29 protein-coding genes are annotated in these 21,996 nt (G+C 60.5%); 4 read left to right on the top strand and 25 right to left on the bottom strand.

All coding sequences use genetic code 11. The features are described from left to right. A partial coding sequence (locus EC86_RS29950; RefSeq protein ID WP_408633903.1) for an IS30 family transposase occupies positions 1-474 on the top strand: 474 nt, incomplete at its 5' end. 169 nt (positions 475-643) lie between these two features. Here the strand turns inward: EC86_RS29950 and EC86_RS0115015 are convergent. The 5 genes from EC86_RS0115015 to EC86_RS0115040 form a co-directional block, all read right to left on the bottom strand. After that, complete coding sequence (locus EC86_RS0115015) at positions 644-1,933, bottom strand: DUF445 domain-containing protein (RefSeq protein WP_051675949.1); 1,290 nt, start codon at positions 1,931-1,933, stop codon at positions 644-646. Between the two features lie 149 nt (positions 1,934-2,082). Then, positions 2,083-2,697 (bottom strand): OmpW/AlkL family protein, encoded by a 615-nt coding sequence (locus EC86_RS0115025; protein ID WP_029526538.1) that lies wholly within the window; start codon positions 2,695-2,697, stop codon positions 2,083-2,085. Between the two features lie 244 nt (positions 2,698-2,941). After that, entirely contained in the window at positions 2,942-3,391 is a 450-nt protein-coding gene (locus EC86_RS29955; protein ID WP_232229905.1) for a con-10 family general stress protein, read from the bottom strand. Further along, entirely contained in the window at positions 3,391-4,671 is a 1,281-nt protein-coding gene (locus tag EC86_RS0115035) for an O-acetylhomoserine aminocarboxypropyltransferase/cysteine synthase family protein (protein ID WP_029526542.1), read from the bottom strand. Before EC86_RS0115035 ends, EC86_RS29955 begins: the two co-directional genes overlap by 1 nt. Before the next feature lie 210 nt (positions 4,672-4,881). Further along, complete coding sequence (locus EC86_RS0115040; RefSeq protein WP_029526543.1) at positions 4,882-5,586, bottom strand: DUF4197 domain-containing protein; 705 nt, start codon at positions 5,584-5,586, stop codon at positions 4,882-4,884. Positions 5,587-5,599: 13 nt separating this feature from the next. On the opposite strand from EC86_RS0115040, the gene EC86_RS0115045 reads away from it, so the two are divergent. Then, entirely contained in the window at positions 5,600-6,115 is a 516-nt protein-coding gene (locus tag EC86_RS0115045; RefSeq protein ID WP_029526544.1) for a TlpA family protein disulfide reductase, read from the top strand. 247 nt (positions 6,116-6,362) lie between these two features. On the opposite strand, the gene EC86_RS0115050 is transcribed toward EC86_RS0115045, so the two are convergent. Next, the gene (locus EC86_RS0115050) at positions 6,363-6,818 is read right to left on the bottom strand and encodes a c-type cytochrome (protein ID WP_029526546.1); all 456 of its coding nucleotides are present in this window, start codon (positions 6,816-6,818) and stop codon (positions 6,363-6,365) included. A 181-nt stretch (positions 6,819-6,999) separates the two neighbouring features. Here EC86_RS0115050 and EC86_RS0115055 point away from each other — a divergent pair, with 181 nt between their 5' ends. Both EC86_RS0115055 and EC86_RS0115060 read left to right on the top strand, forming a co-directional pair. Continuing rightward, the gene (locus tag EC86_RS0115055; RefSeq protein ID WP_029526548.1) at positions 7,000-7,686 is read left to right on the top strand and encodes a cytochrome b/b6 domain-containing protein; all 687 of its coding nucleotides are present in this window, start codon (positions 7,000-7,002) and stop codon (positions 7,684-7,686) included. A gap of 57 nt (positions 7,687-7,743) precedes the next feature. Then, entirely contained in the window at positions 7,744-8,232 is a 489-nt protein-coding gene (locus tag EC86_RS0115060; RefSeq protein WP_029526550.1) for a GNAT family N-acetyltransferase, read from the top strand. Between the two features lie 162 nt (positions 8,233-8,394). On the opposite strand, the gene EC86_RS0115065 is transcribed toward EC86_RS0115060, so the two are convergent. The 19 genes from EC86_RS0115065 to EC86_RS0115155 form a co-directional block, all read right to left on the bottom strand. Beyond that, entirely contained in the window at positions 8,395-8,901 is a 507-nt protein-coding gene (locus EC86_RS0115065; RefSeq protein WP_029526552.1) for a peroxiredoxin, read from the bottom strand. 183 nt (positions 8,902-9,084) lie between these two features. After that, positions 9,085-9,354: a 30S ribosomal protein S17 gene (gene rpsQ, locus EC86_RS0115070; RefSeq protein ID WP_029526553.1), complete on the bottom strand. Its 270-nt coding sequence runs from the start codon at positions 9,352-9,354 to the stop codon at positions 9,085-9,087. Continuing rightward, positions 9,354-9,557, bottom strand: coding sequence for a 50S ribosomal protein L29 (gene rpmC / locus EC86_RS0115075; RefSeq protein ID WP_029526554.1), 204 nt, complete (start codon positions 9,555-9,557; stop codon positions 9,354-9,356). The genes rpsQ and rpmC overlap by 1 nt, the downstream gene beginning before the upstream one ends. 16 nt (positions 9,558-9,573) lie before the next feature. Beyond that, entirely contained in the window at positions 9,574-9,990 is a 417-nt protein-coding gene (gene rplP, locus EC86_RS0115080; protein WP_029526555.1) for a 50S ribosomal protein L16, read from the bottom strand. A gap of 24 nt (positions 9,991-10,014) precedes the next feature. Then, positions 10,015-10,920: a 30S ribosomal protein S3 gene (gene rpsC, locus EC86_RS0115085; protein ID WP_029526556.1), complete on the bottom strand. Its 906-nt coding sequence runs from the start codon at positions 10,918-10,920 to the stop codon at positions 10,015-10,017. Positions 10,921-10,932: 12 nt separating this feature from the next. After that, the gene (gene rplV, locus EC86_RS0115090; protein ID WP_011799641.1) at positions 10,933-11,262 is read right to left on the bottom strand and encodes a 50S ribosomal protein L22; all 330 of its coding nucleotides are present in this window, start codon (positions 11,260-11,262) and stop codon (positions 10,933-10,935) included. A gap of 9 nt (positions 11,263-11,271) precedes the next feature. After that, positions 11,272-11,550, bottom strand: coding sequence for a 30S ribosomal protein S19 (gene rpsS / locus EC86_RS0115095; protein ID WP_029526558.1), 279 nt, complete (start codon positions 11,548-11,550; stop codon positions 11,272-11,274). 9 nt (positions 11,551-11,559) lie between these two features. Beyond that, complete coding sequence (gene rplB / locus EC86_RS0115100; RefSeq protein WP_029526559.1) at positions 11,560-12,384, bottom strand: 50S ribosomal protein L2; 825 nt, start codon at positions 12,382-12,384, stop codon at positions 11,560-11,562. Then, on the bottom strand, positions 12,384-12,722 hold the full coding sequence (gene rplW / locus EC86_RS0115105) for a 50S ribosomal protein L23 (protein ID WP_029526560.1): 339 nt from the start codon (positions 12,720-12,722) through the stop codon (positions 12,384-12,386). The genes rplB and rplW overlap by 1 nt, the downstream gene beginning before the upstream one ends. Further along, on the bottom strand, positions 12,719-13,339 hold the full coding sequence (gene rplD, locus EC86_RS0115110; protein WP_011799638.1) for a 50S ribosomal protein L4: 621 nt from the start codon (positions 13,337-13,339) through the stop codon (positions 12,719-12,721). The genes rplW and rplD overlap by 4 nt, the downstream gene beginning before the upstream one ends. Further along, positions 13,339-14,019, bottom strand: a complete 681-nt coding sequence (gene rplC / locus EC86_RS0115115; protein ID WP_029526561.1) for a 50S ribosomal protein L3 — start codon at positions 14,017-14,019, stop codon at positions 13,339-13,341. The genes rplD and rplC overlap by 1 nt, the downstream gene beginning before the upstream one ends. 232 nt (positions 14,020-14,251) lie before the next feature. Then, complete coding sequence (rpsJ, locus tag EC86_RS0115120) at positions 14,252-14,566, bottom strand: 30S ribosomal protein S10 (protein ID WP_007838118.1); 315 nt, start codon at positions 14,564-14,566, stop codon at positions 14,252-14,254. A gap of 27 nt (positions 14,567-14,593) precedes the next feature. Then, positions 14,594-15,784: an elongation factor Tu gene (gene tuf / locus EC86_RS0115125; RefSeq protein ID WP_029526562.1), complete on the bottom strand. Its 1,191-nt coding sequence runs from the start codon at positions 15,782-15,784 to the stop codon at positions 14,594-14,596. Between the two features lie 183 nt (positions 15,785-15,967). After that, entirely contained in the window at positions 15,968-18,070 is a 2,103-nt protein-coding gene (fusA, locus tag EC86_RS0115130) for an elongation factor G (protein ID WP_029526564.1), read from the bottom strand. A gap of 200 nt (positions 18,071-18,270) precedes the next feature. After that, positions 18,271-18,744 (bottom strand): 30S ribosomal protein S7, encoded by a 474-nt coding sequence (rpsG, locus tag EC86_RS0115135; RefSeq protein ID WP_011799634.1) that lies wholly within the window; start codon positions 18,742-18,744, stop codon positions 18,271-18,273. A 208-nt stretch (positions 18,745-18,952) separates the two neighbouring features. After that, a complete protein-coding gene (gene rpsL / locus EC86_RS0115140) occupies positions 18,953-19,330 on the bottom strand; it encodes a 30S ribosomal protein S12 (protein WP_011799633.1) in 378 nt (125 codons plus the stop codon). A gap of 218 nt (positions 19,331-19,548) precedes the next feature. Continuing rightward, positions 19,549-20,757: a D-alanyl-D-alanine carboxypeptidase family protein gene (locus EC86_RS0115145; protein WP_029526566.1), complete on the bottom strand. Its 1,209-nt coding sequence runs from the start codon at positions 20,755-20,757 to the stop codon at positions 19,549-19,551. Positions 20,758-20,838: 81 nt separating this feature from the next. Then, on the bottom strand, positions 20,839-21,483 hold the full coding sequence (locus tag EC86_RS0115150) for an alpha/beta hydrolase (RefSeq protein WP_029526568.1): 645 nt from the start codon (positions 21,481-21,483) through the stop codon (positions 20,839-20,841). Between the two features lie 122 nt (positions 21,484-21,605). Beyond that, complete coding sequence (locus EC86_RS0115155) at positions 21,606-21,989, bottom strand: (2Fe-2S) ferredoxin domain-containing protein (protein WP_029526569.1); 384 nt, start codon at positions 21,987-21,989, stop codon at positions 21,606-21,608. Positions 21,990-21,996 lie beyond the last annotated feature (7 nt).

Raw genomic sequence — 21,996 nt, forward strand, 5'->3', positions numbered from 1 at the left:
ACACTGTTACGCTTGTTGCCGGACTGCTGGAGCACGCTGGTGTGCAGGAAGTCGCTGTTCACCATGATGGTCAAACTGGGCAGCAGCAAGGCTGCAGACGTGCTCGACGGCTTCACCAGGGCGTTCTGTGCGCTGCCGCAGGAGTTGCGCCAGACGCTGACGTACGACCAGGGCAAGGAGATGGCGCTGCACAAAAGCCTGGCCGACAACACCGGGATGACAATCTACTTTTGCGACCCCCACAGCCCCTGGCAACGGGGCCTCAACGAGAACACCAACGGGTTGCTGCGCCAGTACCTGCCCAAGGGCACGGACCTGGGCGTGTACTCCCAGCGAGAGCTCGATGAGATGGCCTGGGAGCTCAATACGCGCCCCCGAAAGAGCCTCGGCTGGCGCAGCGCTGCAGAGGTGTTCTACGACGATGCCAGCATGGCAAAAGCCGGCCTTATCCCTACTGTTGCACTTGGTCTTTGAATCCGCCGTGACTTTCTTTTTTGCCAGAAAAGAAAGTTACCCCCCGCCGGGAAGGCGCTCACCCCTCAAACCACAAAAGAACCCAACCAAAGCCCAAAGCCCAAAAAAGCAGAAACCGAAAGCGTTAGTGGCTGCAAATAATTCGTTGCCGGCTGAAAAGGGGGGTGCGCTAGCCCAGCAGCCGCGTCGCCGAGTAAATAGCCAGCCCCACCAGCCCGCCGACCAGCGTGCCGTTGATGCGGATGAACTGCAGGTCGCGCCCGATGGCCAGTTCAATGCGGTCGCTCATTTCCTCGCGGCTCCAGCGGGCCAGTTGCGTCTCAATGAACTGCCCCACCTCGCCCCGGTGGTTGCGCACCAGCAGGACGCTGCCCGATTCGATGGCGCGGTTGAGCCCCTCGACCAGCCGCTCGTCGTGCGCCAGCGCATCGCCGACCTTGCCAGCCAGCATCGCAATCTGCCGGGCCGTGGCCGGATCGTCCCGGCCCAGGTCATCGAGCAGCCGGTCCCTGAGCACGCCCCACAGGCTGCCCAGCAAGTCCTGGACACGCGCACTCGCCAGGGTTTCCTGCTGGTGCCGGGCGATGAATTCATGCCATGCCGGATCGTCTTTCAGGTGCAGCACAAACTCCTGCAGCCAGTTCGTGAAACGTGCCCTAGCCGGATGGGCCGGGTCCAGCAAGACTTCATGGGCTGACCTGGCCAGCGAACGCAGCGCCCGGGGGCCTATCGCGGCGGTTCCCACCTTGTAGAACACGTTCTCGACGCCGAACGCGGCAATCAGGAAGTCGATGGCCTGCTGCTGGTTTTTTTCCTCGTCGAGGTAGCTGGAGAGTTCGCGCAGCACGCTGTCGAGCAATTGCTGGTGGCTGCCCCCGGCCATCAGCAGGTCCAGCAGTTTGCCCGCAGTCGCAGCAATGTCGAACTGCGACAGCTGCCGGGTGGCCGCACCCTGGACCAGCAGGCCCATGGCCTCATGGTCCAGCGCATTGAGCACCACCCGCGCGGCCTTGGCCATGGCCAGCCCCAGCTGCGCTGAATGGCCGGGCGCCAGCAGCCAGGCGCCCAGCAGGCCGGCGGGATTGGCCTGGCGGATGCGCTCGGCAATGCCTTGCTCGGTGATGAAATGGCTTTCGACGAACTGCCCGAGGTTGCGGCCGATGTCGTCCTTGCTGTTCGGAATGATCGCCGTGTGCCACACCGGAATCCCCAGCGGATGGCGAAACAGCGCCACGACGGCAAACCAGTCGGCCACCGCGCCGACCATGGCCGCTTCGGCGAAGGCCGACACATAACCCCAGGCAGGATGAAGCCCGAGCAGGCTGCGGGCCAGGCAAAACACAAGAAACGCCAGCAGCAGCAGGCCGCCCGCCATCCGCTGCATGGTGCGCAGCCGGGTGCGCCGCAGGGCATCCTCGACGGAGTCCAGCTGCTGTTGAAGGTCGGAAGAAGGCTGCATGCCGGGCAGTCTAGCCGCTTGGCTTGCCGGTCGCGGCGCGCAGGGTGCGGGCCGAGGCCATGCAAGGCTTGAAGCCGGCAGCAAAAAAGCCCTGTCGCGTCAATACGCGACAGGGCTTTTTATATTATTCTGTGAAGGGGCCGCAGAACTTAGAAGCGCCAGCCCAAGCCCACACCAACCAGCAGCGGGTCGGCCTTGAAGTCGCCGATCTTGTTGCCCGCCACCTTCACATCGGTACGGATCATGACTTTTTTCAGATCAAGGTTGAGGTACAGGCTCTTGCTCAGCGGAATGTCCACGCCGACCTGCAGGGCTCCGCCCCAGCTGTCCTTGTCCATGGTGACGCCGGGAAGCAGATCCACGGAACTGAAACGCGTGTAGTTGATGCCGGCGCCCACGTAAGGCTTGAAACCATTCATCGGAAAGTGGTACTGCGCCAGCAGCGTAGGCGGCAGGTGCTTGAAGGTGCCAACCTTGCCCAGCTTGCTGGAAGTCAGGGTCTGTTTTTGCGGCACCGTGAGAATCAGTTCAACCGCCACGTTCGGGCTGAAGAAATAGCTGACGTCCACTTCGGGCATCCACTTATTGTTCATGGAAAGGCCCAAATCACCCACACCCGCCAGATTGGTGCTGCCGCCGTTGTCGCTGTTCAGATGCACCGCACGAGCGCGCACCATCCACGGGCCTTCGGTGGTTTGCTGGGCGAAAGCGGCACCCGACAGCAGGGTGGACAAAATGGCGGCGGCGATGAGTTGTTTTTTCATGATGGGCAGCGAATAAAGGGCAGGGAACATTCCCAACACTTATTGGACGCGCCCGGGACCCCTGCCATGTTTGACATGGCGCAAAGGCTGGCAAGCCCGCACCTGCGCGCAACGCAAGCTTGCGATAGATCAACAAATCACGTCGTCAGCAGGCGCGGCATGTTGCACTTCAGCAACATCGCGCCGATGTCTTTCAAACTGCCCCCGCAGAACTGCGGTTGGAACTGCGGGCCTTCCCGGCGGTTCAGGGCTCCTGCTGGGAGCCCGGGTTTCGCCGGCCGGCCAGCCCGCCCTTGCGTCCGGCTTCGCGGGCTTCGGTGGCATTGAACTGGTGCGCATTGCCGCTAGCGTGGGCCGCCTTGCCGCCCCGGCTGGCGATCTGGCGCTGGCGCTCCGGGTCCATGGAGGCAAAGCCGCGACGGCCGGAAGCCTGGCGCTGGCTGCGGCTGTCCATATCCTGGGGATTGTCTGGATTGTTGGGCATGGGTTTCCTGAGGTTGTTGGAAAAAAGGAAACTCAAGTGTGCAAGCCGGTCCATCGGCCCGGCCGTCGGCATTGGGGCCTTTGAAAAGTAGGAAGCATCCGACGGGCCGGGGTGGGCAATGCTGAGTTGCAGCGCCTTGCGCTCTGGCAGCGCGTGTACCTTGTCAGCGCCCAACCGCTCCCAGCCCCGGTCGCGGTCGGGGCCGGGCATCAGACCGCCGCCAGCGCCTGCTCCAGGTCGGCCAGCAGGTCGTCGATGTGCTCGATGCCGACCGACAGCCGAACCATGTCCACGCTCACGCCGGCTTTGGCCAGTTCAGCCGCATTGAGCTGGCGGTGCGTGGTGGAAGCCGGGTGGCAGGCCAGCGACTTGGCATCGCCGATATTGACCAGGCGCGTAAACAGCTGCAGCGCATCCTGAAAGCGCGAACCGGCCGCCATGGCATCGACCGCCGACTTCACGCCAAAGCTGACGATGCCCGACGCCTTGCCGGCCATGTACTTTTGCACCAGCGCATGGTCGCGGTGCTCGGGCAGGCCGGCGTAGTTGACCCAGGCCACCTTCGGATGGTTCTTCAGGAAATAGGCGATGGCCAGCGCGTTGTCGCAGATGCGGTCCATGCGCAGCGCCAGCGTCTCGATGCCCTGCAGGATCTGGAACGCCGCCATGGCGCTCAGCGCCGCGCCCATGTTGCGCAGCGGCACCACGCGCGCCCGGCCGATGTAGGCGGCGGCGCCCAGCGCCTCGGTGTACACCACGCCGTGGTAGCTCACGTCGGGCTCGTTCAGGCGCTTGAAGCGCGCCTTGTGCTCGGCCCACGGGAACTTGCCGCTGTCAACGATCACGCCGCCCAGCGTGGTGCCGTGGCCGCCCAGGTACTTGGTGAGCGCATGCACCACGATGTCGGCGCCATGCTCGAACGGGCGGCACAGGTAGGGGCTGGACACGGTGTTGTCAACGATCAGCGGCACGCCGCCGGCATGCGCCACAGCCGCCAGCGCGGCGATGTCGGTCACGTTGCCCAGCGGATTGCCGACCGATTCGCAGAACACCGCCTTGGTGCGCGCGTCGATCAGCGGCGCGAACGAGGCCGGGTCGCGCGGGTCGGCAAAACGCACCTCGATGCCCATTTGCGGAAAGGTGTGGGCGAACAGGTTGTAGGTGCCGCCGTAGAGCGCCGACGAGGCGACGATGTTGTCGCCGGTTTCGGTGATGGTCTGGATGGCATAGGCAATCGCCGCCATGCCCGAGGCCACCGCCAGCGCGCCAATGCCGCCTTCGAGCGCCGTCATGCGCGCCTCCAGCACCGCATTGGTCGGGTTCATGATGCGGCTGTAGATGTTGCCCGCCACCTTCAGGTCGAACAGGTCGGCGCCATGCTGCGTGTCGTCAAACGCATAAGCCACCGTCTGGTAGATCGGCACCGCGACGGCTTTGGTGGTGGGGTCGGGCGTGTAGCCGCCGTGAACGGCGATGGTCTCGATTTTCATTGTTTTCCTGTGCAAAAAAGTTCGAGCCTAACAGGCCGGGTAGCGGTGGTCCAATGCGGCTGGGTTGCAAGCTTATGCGGTTTTTATGCTTGCTCAGCCGGCTGATGCGGCACAGCCTGAGCGCCGGGCAGTCGCTCTGTTTTTAATAGCTGCTTACGCCCGCTGCACGTGCGCAAACTGCCAATTTAACCCATATTTTTCCGCGCCGCCCTATTTCAGCGCGCCAAACACCTTCTGCAAAATGGCGCTGCCGGTGCCGACCGGGTCCTGGCGGATTTTCCTTTCCTCCTCGCCAATCACCAGGTACAGGCCGTCGAGCGTCTTGCCAGTCACGTACTGCTGGATGTTGGCGTCTTCCTTTTTCACCAGGCCGAAGCCGGCCGCCTTGCCGGCGAATTCGTTGTACTTGCTGGCCAGGCCGACCTTTTCCGTCGCCCGGTTGACCACCGGCAGGAATTTCACGCCCAGCGGCGCACGCGTCTTTTCGGCAAAAAAGGCCGTGACCGAGGTGTCGCCGCCGGTCAGGATGTTCTTGGCGTCGTTGACATTCATGGCGCGCACGGCGCCCACCAGCAGGTCCTTGCCCATCGGCACGGCCGATTCGGCGGCGCGGTTGATGGCCGTGACCAGCTCATCGATGCGCCGGCCCTGCCCAAAATTCTTCAGCAGTCTTGACGCGTCTTCCAGGTAGCCGGGCAAAGGGATGCGAACTTTTGGGTTGCCCAGGAATCCATCAGGCTTGCCGAGCAGGGCAACGGCCGCCAAAACGCCTTTTTCCAGCGCGGTTTTCAGGCCGCTGCCGGCTTCGGCGTTGCTCAGGTCGCCAAGCGACAGGGCATGGGCCTGGCCGTAGGTCGCCAGAATCAGCAGGCCCAGCACGCCGGCACCTGCCTGGTTAAAATTTCGACGTTGCATGAAGAGGTCTCCAATGAAAAGAATTTCTCCCGTGGCAGTATGCCGCATGGTGCTGGCGGGCGCACTGGCGTTCGGGGGGGCAGCGTACCTGGCGGGCTGCAGCGGCGCGCAGCCCGCGCCCGAGTCAACCTTCGTGCTGCTCGACGGCAGCAAGCAGACCACGGCCGACCTGAAGGGCAAGGTCACGCTGGTGAATTTCTGGGCGACCAGCTGCGTGACCTGCGTGGCCGAAATGCCCAAGCTCATTTCCACCCACAACAAATACCGGGCCCAGGGCTACGACACGCTGGCCATTGCCATGCGCTACGACCCGCCAGCCTACGTCGTCAATTACGCAGAAACCCGGAAGCTGCCGTTCAAGGTCGCCATCGACAACACCGGCGCCAATGCCAAGGCCTGGGGCGACGTGCAGCTGACGCCCACGACCTTCCTGGTCAACAAGCGCGGCCAGATCGTCAAGCAGTTTGTCGGCGAGCCGGACTTTACCGCGCTGCACCAGCTGATTGAAAAGCTGCTGGCCGAGACCTGAACCGCCTCACTTCAAGCGCCCATGAAAAAGGCCGGCTCCGCAAGGGGCCGGCCTTTTTATCGAACCCACAGAATGCTATCGCAGGCACTCTTCACCCAGCAGGGGCCGCGGGACTGGCTTCGCCAGACCGCAGGCGCAGCGGCCCCTCGGGGGCAAGGAGTTACGCGAAGCGAATCGACTGTGGGGCTCAATTTCTGCGGCCCCCTCGGGGGGCAGGGAGTTACGCGAAGCGAACGACCGTGGGGGCTTACTTGTTCCGGAAGGCGTCGTGGCACGACTTGCAGGTGTTGGCCGTTGCCGCGAACGAGGTCTTCAGGGCTTCAAGGTTGCCGGTCTTGGTGGCGGCGGCAAGCTTGTCGGCCTCAGCCACCAGAGTGTCGCCTTCGGACTTGAACTTGGCCTGCTCGGTCCAGACTTCGGACATGGCTTTGCTGCGGGAGTCCTTGTCGGTGCCGGGACCGAAACCGGCCCATGGCAGCCTGGCCATCACGGCGACCAGCTGGGCATTCTCCGCAGCCACCTTGGCATCGAACGGCACCTTGCCGTTGGCCATGGCGCCGAGGCGGCCAAAATGCGTGCCCATGACGGACAGCGCGCTCTGGCGGTATTTGACGGCATCTTCAGGCTTGGCGAACTGGGCCGAGGCCGGAGCGGCCATGGCCAGCAAGGTGGCCGCAGCGGCCAGACAGGCGAAAATTTTCATGAGATTCCTTGTGCTTTTTCAAAAGTGGGCAGAACGGCAACACTGTTACGCTTGTTGCCGGACTGCTGGAGTTTAGCCAGTGCCGACAAGTTCCGCTGGAACTTCCCGGCTGCGGGAAAGCACCAACCGCCCAGCGTTCAACCGGGCGCGCCTTCCCTGCAAGAAAATGAATCGGATACGGATGTACAACAACAAGACATTGACCAAGGTACGCGTCTGGGACTTGCCGACGCGGCTTTTCCACTGGGCACTGACCACCGGCATCACCGGACTGGCCATCAGCGGCACGGTCGGCGGAAACGCCATGGTCTGGCATTTCCGCTTTGGCTATGCGGTGCTCGCACTGCTGCTGTTTCGCATCGTCTGGGGGCTGGTAGGTGGCCGCTGGTCACGTTTTGGCGCCTTCATCTATGCGCCGCAAAGCCTCATCGACTACCTCAAGGGCAAGGGCAAGCCCGAGCACGGCGTGGGCCACACCCCGGTCGGCGCCCTGTCGGTCTTTGCAATGCTGGGGTTCCTCGCGCTTCAGGTCGGCAGCGGCCTGATCAGCGACGACGAGATTGCCTTCGCCGGACCGCTGACGGCCTTCGTCTCCAATGCCACGGTCGGCCTGGCCACCAACTACCATGCCAACATTGGCAAATGGATACTGCTGGGCCTGGTGGCGCTGCACATCGCGGCCATCGTGTTCTACCTCTTGCGCAAGCACAAGCTGGTGCAGGCGATGCTGCACGGCGACAAGGAAGTGGTGCGGCCGGTGCCCGCCTCGCGCGATGACCTGGTGTCGCGCACGGCGGCGCTGCTGGTCTTCATGCTGTGCGCGGGACTGAGCTATTGGGTTTCCACGCTGGAAAGCGCCGCGTTCTGAAAAGCCCATCCATGGCATCGCGCTAAACTGGTGGCCGATTTCCCTCCAAGCCACACCGTGCCACGACCCACCCTCCAGTTCATCACGCCCAACTCTCACGAGCTACTGGCCGCCACGCGGCAGATCTTCACCGAATACGCCACGCAGTTGGGCATCGACCTGTGCTTTCAGAATTTCGATGCTGAACTGGCCGACCTGCCGGGTGAATACAGCGAACCCCGAGGCGCCTTGCTGCTGGCACTGGTGGATGGTGAAATCGCCGGCTGCTGCGGTCTGCGCGCCCTGGATTCGGTGGACTATCCGAATGTCGCCGAAATGAAGCGGCTGTATGTGCGCAAGGCGTTTCGCCGCTTTGGCCTGGGCCGGCAACTGGCCGAAGCAATGCTGGACATGGCGCGCATGGCGGGCTACCAGAGCGTGCTGCTCGATACCCTGGACGACATGGAGTCGGCCCGGGCGCTGTATGCCGAACTGGGCTTTGAGGACATTCCGCCCTACTATCACAATCCCGTGGCCGGTGCCCACTACCTGAAGGTCGATTTATAGCCAGAATTCAAACGAAAAATGGCTTTTACGCGCGTCTACAGTGCACAGACAGCTATTAAAAGCATAGTAAATTCCTGGAATTCAGGCCATCTTGGACAAAAGCATTGGCCATGAAAAAAGCCGCCTTTTTCAAGAAAGGCGGCTTGGCGAAGCAGACCGATGTCAGGCAGTGGCCTGGGCCAGCAGCGTTTCGGCATCGCTGACTTCAAACTTGCCCGGGCCTTCGACATTGAGGCTCACGACCTTGCCGTCCCTGACCAGCATCGAGTAGCGGTTGCTGCGCAGGCCCAGTCCCTTGCCGTTGAGGTCCAGCGTCAGGCCGGTGGCCTTGGCAAAGGCGGCATCGCCATCGGCCAGCATGCGTACCTTGCTGTCGGTTTTCTGGTCGCGCGCCCAGGCGCCCATCACAAACGCATCGTTCACGCTCAGGCACCAGATTTCATCAACGCCAGCGGCCTTGAATTCAGCGAACTTCGCCACATAACCGGGTACATGCCTGGCCGAACAGGTCGGCGTGAAAGCGCCTGGCACGGCAAACAGGGCGATCGTCTTGCCGGCACTGGCCTGCGCCACATCGACCGGATTCGGGCCCAGGCTGCAGCCGTTGCCTTCAACTTCGACATACTCCATCAACGTGGCTGCTGGAAGGGTGTCGCCTACTTTAATCATGGATGCTCCTGGTTTTGGTTTCAACGAAAAATCACGTTGCGACGCCATTTTGTCCTAGCGCAGCAAGTGCCGCGCCACTATGGTCTTTGAAACCGGGCCAGCGTGGCATTGCTGCTAGAGGCCCACAAAAAAGGCCCACACAGTGGGCCTTTTTTCGAGGGCATCACGCCAGAGTCCTGCGACTTAGACGATTCCGGCCTTTTGCACCAGACGGGTCACAACCCAGTTCTTGGTCTTGGAGATCGGACGGCTCTCGGTGATCTCGATCACGTCGCCTGTCTTGAACTCGCCCTTTTCGTCATGGGCGTGGTACTTGCTCGACAGGGACACGATCTTGCCGTAGAGCTCATGCTTCACGCGGCGTTCGACCAGAACCGTGACGGTCTTGGCGCGCTTGTCGCTGACCACCTTGCCAATCAAGGTGCGCTTGAGGGATTTTTTAACTTCCGTCATTATTTTGCTCCTTGCTTGACGATGGTTTCGGCCAGGATGGTCTTGGCGCGGGCGATGACACGGCGCGTCGAGCGCAGCGTGGCGGTGTTGGTCAGTTGCTGCGTGGCTTTTTGCATACGCAGGCCAAAGTGGGCTTTTTGCAGCTCTTTGACTTCGGCTCTCAAGCCGTCAACGTCTTTTTGGCGCAGTTCAGTAGTGTTCATTTCTTCATTCTCCTGATTACTGGCCGATCATGCGGCTGACGAACGTGGTGCGCAGCGGCAGCTTGGCGGACGCCAGGCGGAACGCTTCTCTAGCCAGTTCTTCAGTCACGCCGACAATTTCGAAAACGATCTTGCCGGGCTGGATTTCAGCCACGTAGTACTCTGGATTGCCTTTACCGTTACCCATGCGCACTTCAGCAGGCTTTTGGGAAATCGGCTTGTCCGGGAAGACACGGATCCAGATACGGCCGCCACGTTTGACGTGACGGGAAATCGCACGGCGTGCGGCTTCGAGTTGGCGAGCGGTCAGGCGGCCACGGTCGGTGCACTTGAGACCGAAGTCACCAAATGCAACGGTGTTGCCACGGGTGGCGACACCCGTGTTACGGCCTTTTTGCTCTTTGCGGTATTTTCTGCGAGCGGGTTGCAGCATTTATATTCTCCGTTAGTAGACCGATTACTCGGTCTTGGCACCGTCAGCTGCTGCAGCTGGCGCGGCTTTGCGGACGCGCTTAACGGTGTTGTTCGGGGCTTCGGCGCCAGACGCCTCAGCCGGCTTGTCGCTGCCGTCAGCCGGTGCGGTGTTGCCACCGACTGCGCTGCGCGGGGCGCGCGGTGCGCCGCGAGGCGCTCCACGGTCAGGACGGTCACCAGGACGGGCATCACGACGCGGGCCGCGCGGCTTGCGTTCTTCGTCAGCGACCTCGACCATCTTGGCGCCCGTGCCGTCGTTGCGGCCGAGCGTGTCACCCTTGTAGACCCAGACCTTGACACCGATGATGCCGTAGGTGGTCTGTGCTTCGGAGGTGCCGTAGTCGATGTCGGCGCGCAGCGTGTGAAGGGGCACGCGACCTTCGCGGTACCACTCGCAACGCGCGATTTCAATGCCGTTCAGGCGGCCCGACGACATGATCTTGATGCCCAGGGCACCCAGACGCATGGCGTTTTGCATGGCGCGCTTCATGGCGCGGCGGAACATGATGCGTTTCTCAAGCTGTTGGGTGATGCTGTCGGCGATCAGCTTGGCATCAATTTCAGGCTTGCGAACTTCTTCGATGTTCACGGCAACCGGCACACCCAGCTGGCGGCTCAGTTCCTTCTTCAGGGCTTCGATGTCCTCGCCTTTTTTGCCGATCACGACGCCCGGACGAGCCGAGAAAATCGTGATGCGGGCATTCTTGGCGGGACGCTCGATCAGAACGCGCGAAACCGCAGCATTCTTCAGCTTTTTCTTCAGGTACTCGCGCACCTTGATGTCTTCGGCCAGCATGCCGGCGAAGTCACGGTTGTTGGCGTACCAGCGGCTGGACCAGTTGCGGCTGATTGACAGCCGGAAACCGGTTGGGTTGATTTTTTGTCCCATGTCCTGCTGTCCTTAGTTGCCAACGACCACGTACACATGGCACGTAGGCTTGCTGATGCTGTTGCCGCGGCCTTTGGCGCGCGCGGAGAAACGCTTGAGCGTGGCGCCTTGCTCGACGTAGATGGTTTTCACCCTCAACTCGTCGATGTCGGCACCGTCGTTGTGTTCAGCGTTGGCGATGGCGGACTCCACAACCTTCTTGATGATTCCAGCAGCTTTTTTCTGCGTGAAGTTCAGGATGTTGAGTGCTTGATCCACTTTCTTGCCGCGGATCAGGTCAGCGACCAGACGGCCCTTGTCGACCGACAGACGAACGCCCCGGAGGGTTGCACGTGTTTCCATGGTCTTTCCTTACTTTCTCACAACTTTTTTGTCAGCCGGATGACCTTTGAAAGTCCGGGTGAGTGCGAACTCGCCCAGCTTGTGGCCAACCATTTGATCGGTGATGTAGACAGGGACGTGCTGCTTGCCGTTATGCACGGCGATGGTCAGGCCGATGAACTCGGGCAGGATCATGGAGCGGCGCGACCAGGTCTTGATCGGCTTTTTGTCTTTGTTGGCAACGGCCTTGTCGGCTTTGGCTACCAGATGAAGGTCAACAAATGGACCTTTTTTGAGTGAACGTGTCATGGGTTAGCCTTACTTCTTGCGACGCGAAACAATCATCACTTGCGTGCGCTTGTTGTTGCGGGTGCGGTAGCCCTTGGTCAGGTTACCCCATGGATCGACAGGATGGCGACCTTCGCCGGTCTTGCCTTCGCCGCCACCGTGTGGGTGATCGACCGGGTTCATGACGACACCGCGAACGGTTGGACGAATACCCATCCAGCGCTTGACACCGGCCTTGCCGAGACGGCGCAGGCTGTGCTCTTCGTTGGCGACTTCACCGATGGTGGCGCGGCACTCGATGTGGATCTTGCGAACTTCACCGGAGCGCATGCGCACTTGGGCGTAGGTGCCTTCACGGGCCAGCAGCGTGGCGGATGTGCCAGCGGAACGTGCGATTTGCGCGCCCTTGCCGATTTGCATCTCGATGCAGTGGATCGTGGAGCCGACCGGAATGTTGCGGATAGGCAGCGTGTTGCCGACACGGATGGGTGCTTCCGAGCCGCTCAGGATCGTGGCGCCGACTTCAAGGCCACGGGGGGCGATGATGTAGGCGCGTTCGCCGTCGGCGTAGCAGATCAGTGCAATGTGGGCCGTGCGGTTGGGGTCGTACTCAATACGTTCGACCTTGGCCGGAATGGCGTCCTTGTTGCGCTTGAAGTCAACCACGCGGTAGTGGTGCTTGTGACCACCGCCCTTGTGGCGAACCGTGATGTGCCCGTTGTTGTTACGGCCGGACTTCTGGAACTGAGGCTCCAGCAGCGGCGCATAAGGCTCACCCTTGTGCAGGTGATCCCGGGAGATCTTCACCATGCCGCGCATACCCGGCGAGGTGGGTTTCATCTTAATGACGGCCATTATGCGGACTCCCCACCGAGGTTCAGCTCTTGACCGGCCTGCAGCGTCACGTAGGCTTTGCGCAGGTTGTCCCGGCGGCCTACAGACTTGCCAAAGCGCTTGGTCTTGCCTTTGATGTTCACGACTGCCACTGCCTTGACATCTACCTTGAACATCAATTGCACAGCGGCCTTGATTTCAAATTTGGTAGCGTCCTGCAGGACCTTGAAAGTGACCGAATTGGATTTTTCCGCAATCATCGTGGCCTTTTCGGACACGATGGGAGCGACCAGCACCTGCATCAGACGACCTTCGTCAAACTTGACACGGGTACTATTGAATTTGTTGGCTGCGCTCATGCGAACATCTCCTTGAGTTGGTCCATGGCGGCCTTGGTCACGAGCACCTTCTTGTAGTGCACCAGCGACAGCGGGTCGGCATAGCGGGGCTCGACAACCAGGATGTTGACCAGGTTGCGCGATGCCAGGTACAGGTTTTCGTCAACCTGATCAGCAATCACCAGCACCGAGTTGAGGTTCATGGCCTTGAATTTGTCAGCCAGGACTTTCGTCTTGGGTGAATCCACGGTCAGCGAATCGACCACCGCTAGGCGGCCTTCGCGCGCCAGCTGCGAAAAGATCGACGCCATGCCGGCGCGATACATTTTCTTGTTGATCTTGTGCGTGAAGTTTTCATCAGGCATGTTCGGGAAGATGCGACCGCCTCCGCGCCACAGCGGGGAAGACGTCATACCTGCACGTGCGCGGCCAGTGCCCTTTTGTTTAAAAGGCTTCTTGGTCGAGTGACGAACCTGCTCACGGTCCTTCTGGGCACGTGTGCCCTGGCGGGCATTGGCCTGGAAGGCCACGATCACCTGATGAATCAGGCTTTCGTTGTATTCGCGACCAAAAACGGTGTCGGACACGTCCACTTTGGACGATGACAGACCCTGGTCATTCAGGAGTTCGACCTGCATCAGTTCGCTCCTTTAGCAGCGGTTGATTTGGCCTTGATGGCGGCACGAACCGTCACAAAACCGCCTTTGGAACCAGGTACAGCGCCGCGAATCATCAGCAGTTGCCTAGCTTCGTCAATGCGCACGATGTCGAGGTTTTGCGTGGTGATGGTGCAGTCGCCCATGTGGCCCGTCATGCGTTTACCAGGAAACACGCGACCGGGATCCTGCGCCATGCCAATGGAGCCGGGAACGTTGTGCGAACGGCTGTTACCGTGCGACGCGCGCTGCGACTTCATGTTGTGACGCTTGATGGTGCCGGCAAAGCCTTTACCAATGGAAGTGCCCTGCACGTCCACCAGTTGGCCCACAGCGAAAATATCGGCAGCGGGTACAACAGCACCAGCGGCGTATTTTCCTGCAACGTCAGCCGTCACGCGGAATTCTTTCAGGATTTCACCAGCTTCAACGCCTGCTTTCGCAAGGTGGCCAGCGGCCGGCTTGGTCACGCGCGATGCTTTGCGCGAACCGAATGCCACTTGGAGGGCATCGTAGCCGTCATTTGCTTCGGTTTTAACCTGGGTCACGCGGTTGTTGGATACGTCCACCACCGTGACAGGAACTGTGTCCCCATCATCAGTGAACAGACGCATCATGCCAACCTTGCGGCCCAGCAACCCGAGGGAGTTGCTCAGACTCATGATGTGTTCTTTCGTAACTTTCACCGTTGCCACTTCAATTGGTGGCAAGCGTTTTGATGTGAAAGACTGTTAATAAAACTGCTCCCAAATTTACGTGTTTTTTACAGCGAATTTAGGACAGCCCAAAAGTATAGCGCAGACTGCCATAAATGGCAAATCTGCGCTAGACAGAAGAAATTGAAGTGGCCGGTGTTGGATTTTCACCCAACCTGCAGGCCGCTTCGTTTTTCGCTTACTGCAGCTTGATCTCGACGTCCACGCCAGCGGGCAGGTCGAGCTTCATCAACGCATCGACGGTCTTGTCGGTGGGGTCAACGATGTCCATCAGGCGCTGGTGCGTGCGGATTTCCAACTGGTCGCGGCTCGTCTTGTTGACGTGGGGCGAACGCAGGATGTCGAAACGCTTCATGCGGGTTGGCAAAGGCACGGGGCCCTTGACAATCGCGCCGGTGCGCTTGGCAGTGTCAACGATCTCGGCGGCTGACTGGTCAATCAGTTTGTAGTCAAACGCTTTGAGACGGATGCGGATTTTTTGCTTGGTGGCCATTGTAATTCCTTGGGTTGTTCTGGGGAATTACGCGAGGATCTTGGCCACAACGCCAGCGCCCACGGTACGGCCGCCTTCGCGGATGGCGAAACGCAGGCCTTCTTCCATGGCAATCGGGTTGATCAGCTTGACGGTGATCGACACGTTGTCGCCTGGCATGACCATTTCCTTGCCTTCTGGTAACTCGATCGCGCCGGTTACGTCCGTCGTGCGGAAGTAGAACTGTGGGCGGTAGTTGTTGAAGAAGGGCGTGTGGCGGCCGCCTTCGTCCTTGGACAGGACATAGATCTCGCCGGTGAAGTGCGTGTGCGGCTTGATCGAACCGGGCTTGCACAGCACCTGGCCGCGCTGCACGTCTTCACGCTTGGTGCCGCGCAGCAAGATGCCGACGTTGTCGCCCGCCTGGCCCTGGTCGAGCAGCTTGCGGAACATTTCCACGCCGGTGCAAATCGTCTTTTGCGTGTCGGCAATGCCGACGATCTCGATTTCCTCGCCGACCTTGATGATGCCGCGCTCGATACGGCCGGTCACCACGGTGCCGCGGCCGGAGATCGAGAACACGTCTTCCACGGGCATCAGGAAGGCGCCGTCGACAGCGCGCTCTGGCAGGGGAATGTAGTTGTCCAGTGCGTCGGCCAGCTTCATGATGGCTTCTTCGCCCAGCGGACCCTTGTCGCCTTCGAGGGCGAGCTTGGCCGAGCCGTGGATGATCGGGGTGTCGTCACCGGGGAAATCGTACTTGTCGAGCAGCTCGCGCACTTCCATTTCAACGAGTTCGAGCAGTTCGGCATCGTCCACCATGTCGCACTTGTTCAGGAACACGATGATGTAAGGCACGCCGACTTGGCGGGCCAGCAGGATGTGCTCGCGCGTCTGGGGCATCGGGCCGTCAGCGGCCGAACAAACAAGAATAGCGCCGTCCATCTGGGCAGCACCGGTGATCATGTTCTTCACATAATCGGCGTGGCCTGGGCAGTCAACGTGCGCATAGTGGCGGGAGGCCGTTTCGTACTCGACGTGGGCGGTGTTGATGGTGATGCCGCGCGCTTTTTCTTCCGGAGCCGCGTCAATTTGGTCGTAGGCCTTGGCTTCGCCGCCGAACTTGGCCGCCAGCACGGTGGCGATTGCCGCCGTCAGCGTGGTCTTGCCATGGTCGACGTGGCCGATCGTGCCGACGTTGACGTGCGGCTTGGTCCGCGAAAATTTCTCTTTTGCCATTTTTATCTCCAGATAAAGAACTTGCCCGTGTACGGTTTAATGTTTGCACTACGCTGCTTTGTTTTTCACCACGGGCAGTGAAAGGCGCGTAATCGCAGACAGGGAATCTAATTCGGGGACTGGTCAGTTGGGGACAGAGCGAAGGGGCGCTTTGCGCGTCCTTCGGTCTGTCCCGCAATTTCTTTACTTGGCTCTCGCAGCCATGATGGCTTCCGACACATTGCGCGGTGCTTCGGTGTAGTGCTTGAACTCCATCGAATACGTGGCACGGCCTTGGGTTGCCGAACGCAGCGTGGTCGAGTAGCCGAACATTTCGGACAATGGCACTTCGGCCTTGATGACCTTGCCGCCACCAATCATGTCTTCCATGCCCTGCACCATGCCACGGCGTGAGGCCAGATCGCCCATCACATTGCCGGCGTAGTCTTCAGGCGTCTCGACTTCCACAGCCATCATCGGCTCCAGAATGACCGGACCGGCCTTGCGGCAGCCTTCCTTGAAACCAAAGATGGCTGCCATCTTGAACGCGAGTTCGTTCGAGTCCACGTCATGGTAGGAGCCGAAATGCAGCGTCACCTTGACATCGACCACCGGATAACCGGCGAGCACGCCAGCCGTCACGGCTTCGTTGATGCCCTTTTCAACCGCAGGAATGTACTCGCGCGGCACCACGCCTCCCTTGATCGCGTCGATGAACTCGATGCCCTTGCCGGGCTCGTTCGGCTCGATCTTGAGCACGACGTGGCCGTACTGGCCCTTGCCGCCCGATTGACGAACGAACTTGCCTTCGGCATCTTCGATGGTCTTGCGGATGGTTTCGCGGTAGGCCACCTGCGGCTTGCCGACGTTGGCTTCCACACCGAATTCGCGCTTCATGCGGTCAACGATGATTTCCAGGTGCAGCTCGCCCATGCCGGCGATGATGGTCTGGCCCGATTCTTCGTCGGTCTTGACGCGGAACGATGGATCTTCCGCAGCCAGGCGCTGCAGTGCGATGCCCATTTTTTCCTGGTCAGCCTTGGTTTTTGGCTCGACGGCCTGGGCAATCACAGGCTCGGGGAAGACCATGCGTTCCAGCATGATGATGGCGTCCGGATCGCACAGCGTTTCGCCGGTGGTCACGTCTTTCAGGCCCACGCAGGCAGCGATGTCACCCGCGACGATTTCACTGACTTCCTGACGCTCGTTGGCGTGCATCTGCACGATACGACCGATACGCTCTTTCTTTCCCTTGATGGGGTTGTAAACGGTATCGCCCTTTTTCAGCACGCCGGAATAGACGCGCACAAAGGTCAACTGGCCCACGAACGGGTCGGTCATCAGCTTGAAGGCCAGCGCCGAGAATTTTTCCGAGTCGTCAGCCTTGCGGGTGACGGGCTCTTCATCATCATCGGTGCCCTTGACGGGCGGAATGTCAACGGGCGAAGGCATGAAGTCGATCACGGCGTCCAGCATGCGCTGCACGCCCTTGTTCTTGAAGGCAGAACCGCAGTACATCGGCTGGATTTCGCTGGCAATGGTGCGCGTACGGATGCCGAACTTGATCTCTTCTTCGGACAAATCACCCTCTTCAAGGTATTTGTTCATCAGTTCTTCGTTGGCTTCGGCAGCAGCCTCGACCATCTTTTCGCGCCATTCCTTGGCCAACTCCAGCAGTTCAGCTGGAATCTCACGGTATTCAAACTTCATGCCCTGCGAAGCTTCATCCCAGATGATGGCCTTCATCATGATCAGGTCAACGACGCCGGTGAAGTTTTCTTCAGCGCCAATAGGGATGACCATGGGAACCGGGCTGGCCTTCAGGCGCAGCTTCATGCCCTCGACGACCTTGAAGAAGTTGGCGCCCGTACGGTCCATCTTGTTGACAAAGGCCAGGCGTGGCACTTTGTACTTGTTGGCCTGACGCCAGACGGTTTCAGACTGGGGCTGCACGCCACCCACGGCGCAATAAACCATGCAGGCACCGTCAAGCACGCGCATCGAGCGCTCGACTTCAATCGTGAAGTCAACGTGGCCCGGGGTGTCAATGATGTTGATACGGTGCTCAGGGAAGGACTTGTCCATGCCTTTCCAGAAGCACGTGGTCGCGGCGGAGGTGATCGTGATGCCACGCTCCTGCTCCTGCTCCATCCAGTCCATGGTGGCCGCGCCGTCATGGACTTCACCAATCTTGTGGCTCACGCCGGTGTAAAAGAGGATCCGCTCGGTGGTGGTGGTCTTGCCAGCGTCAATGTGCGCGGAAATACCAATGTTGCGGTAGTTTTTAATGGGGGTAGCGCGGGACATAAATTACTTTCAGTTCGGTGTTACGAACAAAGACTCGTTGCCAAGATAGTTCTCTTGTTTTTCTACGCGTCTGCCGGCCGGGCGCTTTTGGCGCCGGGCCGGCAGGAGTTGGGGTTGAACCGCCAGAAATCAAGGTGTTTTGGTCACCTGATGCCTGGGGGCAGCCCGTCAAGCAAGCGCAGTCAGCACTGCAATCGATATTAGAAGCGGAAGTGGCTGAAGGCCTTGTTGGCTTCGGCCATGCGGTGAACTTCGTCACGCTTTTTCATGGCGCCGCCACGGCCTTCGGTGGCTTCCATCAATTCATTGGCCAGGCGCAATGACATCGACTTCTCGCCGCGCTTCTTGGCGGCCTCTTTCAACCAGCGCATGGCCAGGGCCATACGACGGACAGGACGCACTTCAACCGGCACCTGGTAGTTTGCACCACCGACGCGGCGGGACTTCACTTCAACCATGGGCTTGATGTTGCCGATGGCCATGTGGAAAGCCTCCAGCGGATCTTTGCCGGGGTTCTTTTTCTCGATTTGCTCCAGAGCGCCATAAATGATGCGCTCTGCGACGGCTTTCTTGCCGCCTTGCATGATCACGTTCATGAATTTGGCAAGATCGACATCGCCAAATTTTGGATCAGGAAGAATTTCACGTTTAGGGACTTCGCGACGACGTGGCATTTTTTCACCTCTTTGCTTCAGTTGGCACTGCTTTGGACAGCACCGCGAGAGTTAGCAAACTCCCACTTACTCGACCGGCACAAACAACTTGCACTTGGGTCACTTCGCTCAAAACACCGGCCAGGGTGAGTCAAGCACCTGTTTTTTTTGAAAAGACTTTTGACAGCTTCTTCGGGCGCGAACGGTGAAGTTCGAACCGATGGACCAATTACTTGGCTTTTGGACGCTTCGCGCCGTACTTGGAGCGCGACTGCTTGCGGTCTTTCACGCCTTGCAAATCGAGTGATCCGCGAACGATGTGGTAACGCACACCCGGCAAATCCTTGACCCGGCCGCCGCGAACCAGCACGACGCTGTGTTCCTGCAGGTTGTGGCCTTCGCCGCCGATGTAGGAAATGATTTCAAATCCATTGGTCAGGCGAACTTTGGCAACTTTACGCAGCGCAGAGTTAGGCTTTTTAGGCGTGGTGGTGTACACGCGGGTGCAAACACCGCGGCGCTGTGGAGAATTTTCCATCGCGGGGCTTTTTGACTTGATCTTTTCGACCTCGCGCCCCTGACGAACTAATTGATTGATGGTTGGCATTGAAAAACGTCCCTAAACGTCTGAAAAACGATATAAAAATACGGAAAACTTCTCCGCACCAAAAGCGGAAAAGCTTTCTAGTATAAGCCGGTTAGCCAAAAGCCTCAAGGATTACGCCATAACGGGGCTTGGCTGCACAGGCACGGCTTGATGCAGCGCCCGTTTTTTCGCTCAGGACAGGAGGACGGCAAGCATCGTTTCTGCCTGAAAACCATTGTTTACTTGATCCACAGCCGGATCGAATCCCAGGCGCGGCCCATGATGCCGGCCTCTTCCACGGTTTCCAGCGCCATCAGCGGCACTTCGGCCATTGGCACGGGGTCGTCGCCGTTCATGATCTTCAGGCTGCCGACCAGCTGGCCTTGCTTGAAAGGCGCGACCAGCGGCTCGGGCCGGGCGACCTGGGTCTTGAGTTTTGACGCGCTGCCGGCCGGCACGGACACCACGATCGCTTCGGGGCGGCCCAGCTTGACGACCGCGTCCTTGCCCTTCCAGACTGCGGGCGTGACGACGGCCTGGCCGGCATCGAACAGCTTGACCGCCTCGAAGGCGGTGTAGCCCCAGTTCAGCAGCTTTTGCGTTTCATTGGCGCGGGCGCTGTCGCTCGACGCGCCCAGCACGATCGCCAGCAAACGCCGGCCGCCGGGCTTGCCGGCCGCGCCCAGGTTCGGAAACTCGCGCCGGGCCGTGGCAATCATGCAGTAGCCGGCGGCATTGGTATGGCCGGTTTTCAGGCCATCGACCGTCGGGTCGCGGAACAGCAGCGTGTTGCGGTTGGTGTCGTTGGTCGCCGGCGTGCCGGGATAGCGGTATTTCTTGATCGCCGAGTAGCCGATGTAGTCGGGAAAATCGGTCATCAGGCGCGTGGACAAGATGCTCAGGTCGCGCGCCGTGGTGGTGTGGCCGGGCTCGGTCAGGCCTTCGGGATTCTTGTAGCTGGTTGATTTCATGCCCAGCGCCTTGGCCTGCTGGTTCATCAGCTCGACGAAATGCTCGGCCGTTCCGCCCACGCCTTCGGCCAGCGCCATGGTGGCGTCGTTGCCGGACTGAACGATCATGCCCTTGATCAGGTCTTCGACCGGAACCTGCATCTTGGGGTCGATGAACATGCGCGAACCCGGCATCTTCCAGGCGCGCGGGCTCACGCCAAAGGTCTGGCTCAAGGTGATTTTCTTGGACTTGAGCGCGTCAAACACCAGGTATTCGGTCATCAGCTTGGTCAGCGACGCGGGTTCGACCGGCGAATCGATGTCCTTGGCGGCCAGGATCTGGTTGGCCGTGACGTCGAGCAGCAGATAGGAACGGGCGGCGATTTCAGGCACTGCAGGTGCCTGGGCATGCGCTGCCGGAAGCGCGACCGAGACAAACAGGACCAGCGTGGTGGCCAGAGAGCGCAGGCCGGCAGGGGCCTTGAGGAAGCATTGCATGTCAAAAAAACCGGTAAAAAGAAAGAAAAAAGGGAGAAAAGGCGAGGCAGAGCGGAATGGACCGCGCTCGCCGCAAAAGATTCAATTCACAGGCGAAGCCAGGTGGCGGAGCACCAGGTTTTTCAGCAGCGGCAATTGTCCATGAAAGAAATGACCCACCCCGGGGACAACCGTAACAGGCAGTGCCTGCGGGCGCGCCCAGTCGAACACGTCGGACAGCAGAACGGTGTCGTCCTGCTCGCCATGCACCACCAGCGTGCGATTGTGCGCGGCGGCATCGATGGGCGCGGCGGGCGCGCGGCTGACGCTGGTGCCGACCAGCACCAGCTTGTCAATCGGGCGGCTGGCCTGCAGCCGGGCAAACGCATGCGTGGTGACGAACGCGCCGAACGAGAAGCCGCCCAGCGCCAGCGCCGCCTGCCCAACGCCTGCAGGCGCGGCATGCTGCACCACCGCCAGCAGGTCTTGCAGTTCGCCCCGGCCTTCGTCGTGGCTGCCAGCGCTGCCGCCGACGCCGCGAAAGTTGAAGCGCACGGCCGTCCAGCCGGACTGCACGAAGGCCCGCGCCAGCGTCTGCACCACCTTGTTGTCCAGCGTGCCGCCAAACAACGGATGCGGATGGGCGATGACCGCAATGCCGCGCGATTCGCCCGCAGGGAGGTCCAGGGCAAGGTCCAGCGCGCCGGCCGGGCCGGCGATGGTGGTCTTCTGGGTTTTGGAGTTCATGGAAAACGCTTTCTTTCGCTGGCAGGAAAGTGCTATATAAATAATAGCTGCCTGCGCCCGCCGGTATTGCGCAAATGGCTTAAATCATGCTGTTTTTATCGATTCAGCCGCGTTGCCGGGCTTTAGCGCCCCAGACCGGGTGGCGTCAGCAGGCGTTCGACCACCTGGCCGTTTTTCAGGTGCGACTCGACAATCTCGTCGATGTCGCTGGCGTCCACATAGCTGTACCAGACGGCTTCCGGATACACCACCGCCACCGGCCCGCCGGCGCAGCGGTCCAGGCAGCCGGCCTTGTTGACCCGCACCTGGCCCGGCCCGGACAGCCCGGCAGCCTTGACCAGCTTCTTGCAGCGGTCAAAAGCCTGCTCGGCGCCTTGGTCGGCGCAGCAGGCTTCGCCCTTGCCGCGCTGGTTCAGGCAAAAGAAGATGTGCCGCTCGTAGTACGAAGCCGCAGGGGCGGGCTGGACGCCATCTGGCGAAGGGTTAGTGGCAGTGGAAAGGGTCATGCGGCAA

It is taken from the genome of Polaromonas glacialis, assembly GCF_000709345.1.
Lineage (GTDB): Bacteria > Pseudomonadota > Gammaproteobacteria > Burkholderiales > Burkholderiaceae_C > Polaromonas > Polaromonas glacialis.